Source organism: Rhizobium altiplani (assembly GCF_001542405.1).
Classification (GTDB): domain Bacteria; phylum Pseudomonadota; class Alphaproteobacteria; order Rhizobiales; family Rhizobiaceae; genus Rhizobium; species Rhizobium altiplani.
In genome coordinates this window covers 1-4,239 of sequence record NZ_LNCD01000068.1, presented here as the reverse complement: position 1 = coordinate 4,239, position 4,239 = coordinate 1, and the positions used below count along the sequence as shown (strand labels likewise).

5 protein-coding genes are annotated in these 4,239 nt (G+C 58.8%); all 5 read left to right on the top strand.

All coding sequences use genetic code 11. The features are described from left to right. The first annotated feature begins 11 nt into the window (after positions 1 to 11). Positions 12 to 854 carry a transporter substrate-binding domain-containing protein gene (locus AS026_RS14940; RefSeq protein WP_062370411.1) on the top strand — a complete coding sequence of 281 codons (843 nt, stop codon included), beginning with the start codon at positions 12 to 14 and terminating at the stop codon, positions 852 to 854. A gap of 1 nt (position 855) precedes the next feature. Further along, the gene (locus tag AS026_RS14935) at positions 856 to 1,827 is read left to right on the top strand and encodes a proline racemase family protein (RefSeq protein ID WP_028749721.1); all 972 of its coding nucleotides are present in this window, start codon (positions 856 to 858) and stop codon (positions 1,825 to 1,827) included. Between the two features lie 11 nt (positions 1,828 to 1,838). Next, positions 1,839 to 2,492, top strand: a complete 654-nt coding sequence (locus AS026_RS14930; protein WP_028749720.1) for an amino acid ABC transporter permease — start codon at positions 1,839 to 1,841, stop codon at positions 2,490 to 2,492. Then, complete coding sequence (locus tag AS026_RS14925; protein ID WP_062370408.1) at positions 2,492 to 3,343, top strand: amino acid ABC transporter ATP-binding protein; 852 nt, start codon at positions 2,492 to 2,494, stop codon at positions 3,341 to 3,343. Before AS026_RS14930 ends, AS026_RS14925 begins: the two co-directional genes overlap by 1 nt. Then, on the top strand, positions 3,343 to 4,239 hold an 897-nt coding region (locus tag AS026_RS14920), incomplete at its 3' end, for a dihydrodipicolinate synthase family protein (RefSeq protein ID WP_028749733.1). The genes AS026_RS14925 and AS026_RS14920, both read left to right, overlap by 1 nt.

The window sequence follows — 4,239 nt, the reverse complement described above, 5'->3', positions numbered from 1 at the left end:
AGGAGACGTCTATGAACCGTTGGACAAGTGCACTCGTCGCTGCTGCAATCAGCTTAGCAACCGTGATCGGCCCGGCCTCCGTCCCGGCTCGAGCAGAGGACCTCTCTCTGGTACTCGAGCGCATAAAGGCGAGTGGAAAATTGAAGTTTCCGGTTATGGTCGCAGAGGAGCCGGGCTACATCAAAGATCCGCGCACAGGGGAGTGGAGTGGCTTCTTTGTGGATTGGGGCAAGGATATCGCCACCCTGCTCGACGTGAAGCTCGAATATTACGAAACCACTTGGGGCAACCTTGCTGCCGATTTCCAAGCCGGCAAGATTGATCTCGCAGTGGGACTGAATCCCAATCCCCGTCGCGGTCTCGTTGTCGACTACGTACCAGGAGCCATCGTCGAAGGAATTTGGGTGCTGGCCGCCCGACCGGGCTTCGAGCCCAAGACCTGGCGTGAAATGGACAACAAGGAAACCCGCATTGCCGTACAAAAGGGCGGCACGATGCAGGTCATTGCCGAGGCGGTCATCCCCAACGCCACTCTCGACGTCGTTCCTACGCGCGATCAGGCCGTTCTAGAACTCCAGTCGGGCAAAGTAGACGCCATCATTCTCGCGGATCAGGATGCTGCCTTGCTGGATGCCAAGGGCATCGCCAAAGCCGTCGTGCCCATGCCGCTCCTGCGTAGTCCTTCAACCATCGGGATTCGCCGCGAACCGGGCAATGAAGGCTTTCAGAACTTTCTGGCCAACTGGATGTCGCAGCAGAACACACTGGGTTTCGCTTGCTCGCGCATTACCCGCAGCTTGCTCGACCGCGGCATCGACATGAAGGTAGTTCCGCAGTCGGGAAAGTATTGCTGACATGCGTACCAACCGTCTCTTCACCGTCATCGACAGCCACACGGCGGGACATCCCACGCGAACGGTCACAGCCGGTATTCCTCCGTTGCGCGGGCAAAGCGTGCGCGAACAGCGTGATGATTTCAGCAGAAATCATGACGCCCTCAGATCTCTTCTCCTTCATGAACCGCGCGGCCATGCCGCCATGGCCGCGGCAGTCCCTGTGCCTTCCCGCGTAGCGGATCAGGGATTATTCTTCATCTTCTCGTATGCGTACGCCGACATGTGCGGGCATGCTACGATTGGCTATATCGCCAGCATGGCCGCGGTGGGGACTCTCCCCCAAGGCTTCGAGCGGAACGGCATGTCGATCGAGACTCCAGCGGGCATCGTCCATGTAACCGGCACCTTCGAAGCCGACCGGCTCACGTCGGTGATTTTGTGCAACGTTCCGTCTTATGTCGCCTCTGCAGATATTGTGGTCGACGCCGCGGGTTTTGGAACAGTGACGTGCGACATCGCCTATGGCGGCATTATGTACGCCTTGGTCGATACGCGCCAGATCGGCCTACCTTTCGACATCGACCATGCCAGCCAGTGGTGTCGAGCGGGCATGGCAATCAAGGAAGCGGTCAATTCCAGCGCCGGGCACCCGCAGATCAGCAGCGTGCTATTTTATGAGGCGATAGATGGCGGAAGCCGTCACCTTGTGGTTTTGGCCGCCAACAAATTCGATCGCTCGCCTTGTGGCACGGGTACTTCAGCGCGCATTGCGCAACTTCATGCGCGCGGTGAGTTGGCTCTCGGTGCCCCATACCGCGCTGAGAATATCCTCGGCGTTCCCTTTGCTGCAAAGGTCGTTGAGTTGGGCCAGGGTGCGGAGGGCCAGCCAGCGGTAATCCCCGAGGTGCGTGGCATGGCTCACATCAGCGCATATTCGACCCTCGTGCTGGAGTCGGACGATCCGCTGCCCGCCGGCTTTCTTCCCAAGTGATGGAGAGCGCCATGAAATTCGATCCGTCAATCGTCTTTGAGAATTGGGATCTCCTAGCGTTCGGCCTGCTCATCACCCTTAAATACACCGTCTACACCTGCGCCATTGGGTTGGCGCTTGGCCTTTTAGTGGCGCTGCTTCAGTTAACTCCCTTGCCGCTATTGCGTTGGACCGGTCGAATTTGGGTGGAGTTTTTCCGCAACATCCCACTGTTGGTGCTGCTGCTGTGGATTTATTACGCCCTGCCAATCTTCCTTCAAATCCAAATTGACAAGGAAACAGCGGGTATTATGGGTCTCGGCTTTTATGCAAGTGGGTTCTATGCCGAGATTCTGCGAGCCGGCGTCCAATCGATCGACCGTGGCCAGACAGACGCCGCCGTGGTGCTGGGAATGAGCTACTTCCAGCGCATGAAGCGGATCATCCTGCCGCAGGCATTGCGACGCATGGTGCCGCCGTTGGTGGGCCAGACCATCATGCAGCTCAAGAACACCACGCTGCTCTCGGTGCTGACCATCCCAGATTTGCTCTACCAGGCGGGATACATATCCAGCTTCACCTACCGACCGATGGAGGTCTACACCGTTATCGGCGTCATGTTCATCCTCATTTTGTTTCCCCTCAGCGCCCTGTCACGCCGGTACGAGCGCAAGGAGGCCGTGTGATGACCGCCAAATCCACTGACGTCGTACTGAGTGTACGCGGAATCAACAAATCGTTTGGAAAGCAGCATGTTTTGCGTGGCGTCAATCTCGACGTTCATCGTGGCGAGGTTGTTTGCCTGATCGGCGCCAGCGGCTCGGGCAAGACTTCGCTCCTGCGCTGCATGAACTTATTGCTGGAGCCCGATGAGGGCGAGGTCGTCATTGGGGGGGCGCCTCTGTTCCGCCGCACGGATACCGAACGGCTGAAACTTACCAGTGCACAACTCAATGCTGCGCGCGGCAAAACCGGCATGGTCTTCCAGAGCTTCAACCTGTTCCCGCATCGGACCGCGTTGCAAAACATCATCGAAGCCCCGGTGGTGGTGAAGCATGTGCCCCGCACTGAGGCAGAGGCACAGGCTCGCGAACTCCTTGCTCGTATGGGCCTTCCGGACGCGGGCCACAAATATCCGTCACAGCTCTCGGGTGGTCAGCAGCAGCGTGTCGCAATTGCCCGGGCTCTAGCCATGCAGCCCACCATAATGCTCTTCGACGAGCCTACCTCGGCGTTGGACCCGGAATTAGTGGGCGAGGTGCTGGCTGCAATCCGCCAGCTCGCCGCCGAAGGCATGACCATGGTCATCGTCACGCATGAGATTGGCTTGGCTTATGAGTTGGCCGATCGGGTGATCTTCATGGACCAAGGGGTCGTCGCCGCCAGTGGCGATCCGCGTGAACTACTGCTTTCTGACGCCAATCCGAGGCTAGCGGCTTTCGTCGGGCGCTTCACGGAGCAGGCCCGTCTTCTCAGTCCCCTGGTGGGTTCTACAGTCCCACCTTCATGCTGTCTGAAAACAAAGGATAACCGATAATGGCCAATGTAAACTGGGGCGGTATTTTCCCCGTTCTCGTCACTCCCTTCGGAGCCGATGGCTCCATCAATGAGACCCGCTACAAGGAACTCATCGACGAGGCTATCTCGAATGGCGCGCAAGGGGTCGTGGCGGCTGGTAGCACCGGCGAGTTCTATGCACTCACCACAACCGAACGCGCCCGCCTCTACAAATTGACCGTTGAGCATGTGGCTCGTCGCGTGCCCGTACTGGCAGGTGTTGCCGACCTCCGTGTCGAGGATGTTCTGGAAGCGTGCCAGTCGGCCGTGGCTTCGGGCTGCGCGGGTGGCATGATCCTGCCGCCGATCTACGCCATGCCGAGCCCGCGTGAAATCGTGGCCTTCTTCCAGTACATTTCCACCAACACGCCGCTGCCTCTGATGCTGTACAACAGCCCAAAACGTGCGGGGATCGACATCACGCCGGCCCTCGTGGAGCAACTCTCCGCCCTACCGACTGTGGTCGCGATCAAAGACAGCTCTGGTGTCATCACACAGGTAACCGAGCTTGTACAGCGCGTCGGTGAGAGGCTTCGTGTTTTCGTCGGCTACGAAACAATGATCGTTCCAGCTCGCGCCGTGGGTGCTCATGGGGTGGTCGCAATGGCGCATCAGATCGCCGGGCCGTTGATCCGCGACTATTGGGACAAGGCGCTGACGGGCGATAAGGCCTTGGACGATCTCGGCCGCGATGTCTTCGCCTTTTATCGGTGCTTCCAGTCAGGAGCATACTATGCGGCCATCAAAGAGACCATGAGCCAACTAGGTCGCGACGCCGGTGGCCCACGTTTGCCGTTGCTCCCGCTGGCGGAAGAACAGAAAGCGGCCATCACAAAGATTATTGCCGATGCGGGTCTTGCGCGCTGGGCTAACACG

Coding starts and splice junctions, on each gene's coding strand:
- AS026_RS14940 (WP_062370411.1), top strand. CDS start 12: ATGAACCGTTGGACAAGTGCACTCGTCGCTGCTGCAATCAGCTTAGCA.
- AS026_RS14935 (WP_028749721.1), top strand. CDS start 856: ATGCGTACCAACCGTCTCTTCACCGTCATCGACAGCCACACGGCGGGA.
- AS026_RS14930 (WP_028749720.1), top strand. CDS start 1,839: ATGAAATTCGATCCGTCAATCGTCTTTGAGAATTGGGATCTCCTAGCG.
- AS026_RS14925 (WP_062370408.1), top strand. CDS start 2,492: ATGACCGCCAAATCCACTGACGTCGTACTGAGTGTACGCGGAATCAAC.